Origin of the sequence: Mesorhizobium sp. M1A.F.Ca.IN.020.06.1.1, assembly GCF_004023265.1 — a bacterium.
In the GTDB taxonomy this organism is placed as follows: domain Bacteria; phylum Pseudomonadota; class Alphaproteobacteria; order Rhizobiales; family Rhizobiaceae; genus Mesorhizobium.
The window spans coordinates 1-4241 of the sequence record NZ_RZSR01000520.1 but is presented as its reverse complement, the minus strand read 5'-3'; the positions used below and the strand labels follow the sequence as shown (position 1 = coordinate 4241).

The 4241-nt window shown below is 66.8% G+C and carries 5 protein-coding genes; 3 read left to right on the top strand and 2 right to left on the bottom strand.

What is annotated here, in order from left to right; translation table 11 throughout:
- The first annotated feature begins 35 nt into the window (after window positions 1-35).
- Entirely contained in the window at window positions 36-1322 is a 1287-nt protein-coding gene (locus tag EOA60_RS21265) for a D-tagatose-bisphosphate aldolase, class II, non-catalytic subunit (RefSeq protein WP_095823885.1), read from the top strand.
- 9 nt (window positions 1323-1331) lie between these two features.
- Here the strand turns inward: EOA60_RS21265 and EOA60_RS21260 are convergent, their stop codons facing one another.
- A complete protein-coding gene (locus EOA60_RS21260) occupies window positions 1332-1871 on the bottom strand; it encodes an Lrp/AsnC family transcriptional regulator (protein WP_095776664.1) in 540 nt (179 codons plus the stop codon).
- Window positions 1872-1919: 48 nt separating this feature from the next.
- Here EOA60_RS21260 and EOA60_RS21255 point away from each other — a divergent pair, with 48 nt between their 5' ends.
- Together EOA60_RS21255 and EOA60_RS21250 are read left to right on the top strand one after the other, a co-directional pair.
- Window positions 1920-3101, top strand: a complete 1182-nt coding sequence (locus tag EOA60_RS21255) for an MFS transporter (protein ID WP_095823884.1) — start codon at window positions 1920-1922, stop codon at window positions 3099-3101.
- Between the two features lie 59 nt (window positions 3102-3160).
- A complete protein-coding gene (locus EOA60_RS21250) occupies window positions 3161-3583 on the top strand; it encodes a GNAT family N-acetyltransferase (RefSeq protein WP_066989003.1) in 423 nt (140 codons plus the stop codon).
- On the opposite strand, the gene EOA60_RS21245 is transcribed toward EOA60_RS21250, so the two are convergent.
- Window positions 3580-4241, bottom strand: a 662-nt coding sequence (locus EOA60_RS21245; RefSeq protein ID WP_206628181.1) for an anhydro-N-acetylmuramic acid kinase, incomplete at its 5' end; no start/stop codon positions are given. The two genes, EOA60_RS21250 and EOA60_RS21245, sit on opposite strands and share 4 nt — an antisense overlap.

Sequence of the window (4241 nt, the reverse complement as noted above, 5' to 3'; positions counted from 1 at the left end):
GTCGAGGCCTTCATCGCAAAAGCGACCGCACGCGCATGACCGGCGCCACGGCAAGATTTGCTGGCATCGCCGCTCGCCGCGCGGCAGGCGCGAAGGGCGGCATCGCCTCGATCTGTTCGGCGCACCCGCTGGTGATCGAAGCGACGCTCCGCCACGGCGCGAGGAATGGCGCCGATGTGCTGATCGAGGCGACCTGCAACCAGATCAATCACGAGGGCGGCTATACCGGCATGACCCCGGCCGCCTTTCGAGCCTTCGTCGAGACGCAAGCAGGCAGGACCGGCTTTCCGTTCGACCGGCTGATCCTCGGCGGCGATCACCTCGGCCCGAATCCGTGGAAGCATCTGCCCGCGGCGGAAGCGATGAACAAGGCGGCGGCGATGATCGACGCCTATGCCTCCGCCGGCTTCACCAAGCTGCATCTCGACACCAGCATGGCTTGTGCCGACGATTCCGTGGCACTCGCCGACGAGACGATTGCCGCGCGCGCGGCCGAGCTTGCGGCGGTTGCCGAGGCGGCGGTCGCCCGCTCGGGTGATGAAAAACCCGTCTACATCATCGGCACCGAAGTGCCGGTTCCGGGCGGCGCGCTGGAAGCGCTCGACCATATGCATGTGACCGAGCCGGCCGATGCGCTCCGCACGGTCGAGCTCCATCGCCAGGCCTTCTCCCGTCTCGGCCTCGATGCCGCTTTTGCCCGGGCTGTCGGCGTCGTCGTTCAGCCCGGCGTCGAATTCGGCAATGCCGACATCATCGCGTATGCGCCCGAGAGGGCGACGAAGCTGGTCGCGGCCCTGGAAAGCCAGCCGCAATTCGTCTTCGAGGCGCATTCGACCGACTATCAGCCCGCGGAAGCTTTGGCCGCGCTCGTGCGCGACGGCTTCGCCATCCTCAAGGTCGGCCCCTGGCTCACCTTCGCGTTGCGCGAGGCGCTCTATGGCCTGAGCCACATCGCCGACGCGCTCGCGCCCGATCCCTCGCGCGAAAGCTTGCTGGCCGCGATGGAACGCATCATGCTGGCCTCGCCCGGCAATTGGCAGAAATATTATCCGGGATCGCCTGACGAGCAGCGCCTGCAGCGGCATTTCTCCTTCAGCGACCGCATCCGCTACTACTGGCCATTGCCCGACGCACAGCATGCGACCGAAGCGCTGCTGGCGGCACTCGGCAAGCGTGAAATTCCACGCCCCCTGATTAGCCAGTATCTCGGCCATCTCGATGCCGAGGTCGGCGCCGGTCGGATCACGCCGACCGCGCATGAGCTTCTGATTGCCAGCGTCACGCGCGTCCTCGATACCTATCGCAGCGCCACGATCCCGTAAGCCGGCGGATTAGTAGACAGGCGTCGCCATATGTTTGGGTGCCGGCCATTCGGCCGTGATCTCTGGCTGGACCGGCCGTTCGAGATAGGTTGAAAGCACCACATAGCTGCGCGTCGAGACCACGCCCGGCGTCTCGTAGATACGAGACAGCAGGCCTTCCAGCGCCCTTGTGTCCTCGGTGCGTACCTTGAGCAGCATGCAGGTGTCGCCGGCGACCGAATGGATCTCTTCCACTTCCGGGCATTCCGAGATCGCCATCAATTCCGGCGTCTTGCCCCAGCCCCTGGTATCGATGTGCACGAAGGCGAGCAGCGGCTTCTTCACCGCCTTCGGATCGATGATCGCCGAGGTGGCGCGGATGGCGCCGCTGCGCCTGAGCCGCTTCACCCGCTCATGCGCCGCCGGTGGCGACAGGCCGACGCGATCGCCGAGCTCGGCATAACTGATGGTCGCATCGTCGACCAGAACGCCTAATATTTTTCGGTCGATCGGGTCGACCTCACGGGTTGGCTGCTTGTTCCGCTGAACGTCATCTGTTTCTGAGTCCATTTGGAAATTCTCCATTGATGCTGAATTCAATTCGGTCATTATGGAGATATGTCGAACAGTGATCAATCAGCGATTCTGACTGCGGCGTCCCGTGCACCGATCCCGGCCGCAGCCTACCTGCTCACCGGGTGCATCGCCGTCATCGGCTCCAACTCACTGGTTCTCGGGCCAATAGCGCCCGCCGTCGCGGCATCCTTCGCGGCAAGCGTGCCGGCGGTGATGACGGCCGCCGCTGCCTTCGGCCTCGGCACCTCGGCCAGCGCGCTTTTTCTTGCCCGCTATATCGACCGGATCGGCGCCCGCCGCATGCTGCAGGGCGCATTGCTGTTGCTTGCGCTGGCGCTGGTGGGCAGCGCGCTCGCGCCGACGGTGGCGGCGCTGGTCGCGGCCCAGCTCGTTGCCGGCATCGCTGCTGGCGTCGCCATGCCGGCGATCTACGCCAGCTCCGCAGCGATCGCGCCGCCCGGCCGCGAGAGCGGAACGATCGGCGTCGTGCTGACCGGCTGGACGCTGTCCATGGTCGCCGGAGTGTCGCTGTCGGCGGTGCTTGCCGATCTGATCCATTGGCGGGCCGTCTTCGCCGCTGTCGCGGTTCTCGCCGCAACCGCTGTTGCCGGCCTGTCGGTCAGCTCGCTGCGCGACACCAGGAAAAGCGGTCCGGCACCGTCGCCGCTCGGCGCGCTGGCTGTGCCCGGAATCCTGCCGCTGCTGATCGCCTGCGGCGCCTTCATGACCGCCTTCTATGGCGTCTACGGCTATCTCGGCGATCATCTCCATGAAGGTCTCGGCGAGCCGGTCAGCGCCAACGGGCTGGCGGCGATCGCTTACGGGCTCGGCTTCGGCGCGGCGGCGCTGCTCGACGGCGTCATCGACTGTCTCGGCGCCCGTCGGGTCATGCCCTTCGCCTATCTGCTGGTCGCCGCCGTCTATGTGGCGATCGCCTCGGCCAGCGGCACCTTCGGCCTGCTGATGGCGACGATCGCCGTCTGGGGCCTTGCCAACCATTTCGGGCTGAACGTTCTGGTGATGCGGCTCACCGCGCTCGACGCCGCGCGGCGCGGCACGATCATGGGCCTGAACAGCGCAGTCACCTATTTCGCCGTAACCGTCGGCACCGCCGGTTTCGGCCCGCTCTACACCGCCCTCGGCTTCGCCAACTGCGCCCTGGTCGCCGCCTTGCTGATGCTGGTGGCGGCATCGGCCGCGGCGTGGCGCTCTGCCCGGCAATAGGCTTGCGTGTCGCTTCGCTCCTTGGCTAAGGCTGGCTTCCGAACCGCACCGGAGCCACCATGAAGATGACGCTCGAGATCACCGCCGAGCCCTTGCCGCAGGATCTCGCCCGTGTCGGCGAGGGCTTGACCGCCTTCAACGACAGCGATGTCGGTGCCTCGGGCCGGAAGACGCTCGCCGTCTTCGTTCGCGACGACGCCGGCGCGATCGTCGCCGGCATTTCCGGTTACACCGCCTGGGGCTGGCTCTATGTGCAATGGCTCTGGGTCGACGAAACCTGGCGTGGCCGGCACATCGCCGCGAGCATGCTGGACGCAGCCGAACGGGAAGCGCTGGCGCGCGGCTGCCAGGCCGCGTGGATCGACACTTTCAATCCGACCGCGGCCAAGGTCTATCAGCGCCAGGGCTACCAGCCGTTCGGCACGCTCGCCGATTTTCCGGTCGGCCGCAGCCGCATCTTCCTGCAGAAGAAGTTGTCTTAACCCGCGAGCTTTCCACCGCGCATCGGCTGCGGCACCCCGGTGGTGCTCGGAAAGCTGATCGGCAGGCCGCGCAGCACGCGCACCGCGAGGAACGCGAAGCATTCCGCTTCGACCGCGTCGCCCTTCCAGCCGAGCGTCTCGGCTTGCACCACTTCGACGCCGGCACGCTGGCCGAGCATCGCCATCATGGTCGGGTTGCGGCGGCCGCCGCCGCTGACCGCCAGTCGTCTTGGCCGGCGCGGCAACAGATCGAGCGCCTTGCCGACCGCCGAGACGGTGAAAGCCGTCAGCGTCGCCGCGCCGTCCTCCGCGCCGAGCCCGTCGGCCATGGCCGCGGTGAAGTCGAAGCGGTCAAGCGATTTTGGGTAAGGCTTCGTCAGATACGGATGCTGCAGCAGCCGCTCTAGCCTTGCCTCGTCGACCGTACCCGCGGCAGCCAGTCTGCCGTCGCGATCCATCTCGCCGAGGCCCTTCGCCTTGATGAAATCATTGACCGGCGCATTGGCCGGCCCGGTGTCGAAGGCGACGATGTTGTCTTTGCCGTCCCACCAGGTGACGTTGCCGACGCCGCCCAGATTGAGCACCGCGGTGTCGCCGCTGGCGTCGGCCTCTTTGAGCAGCGCCGCATGATACGCGGCAGCGAGCGGCGCGCCTTGTC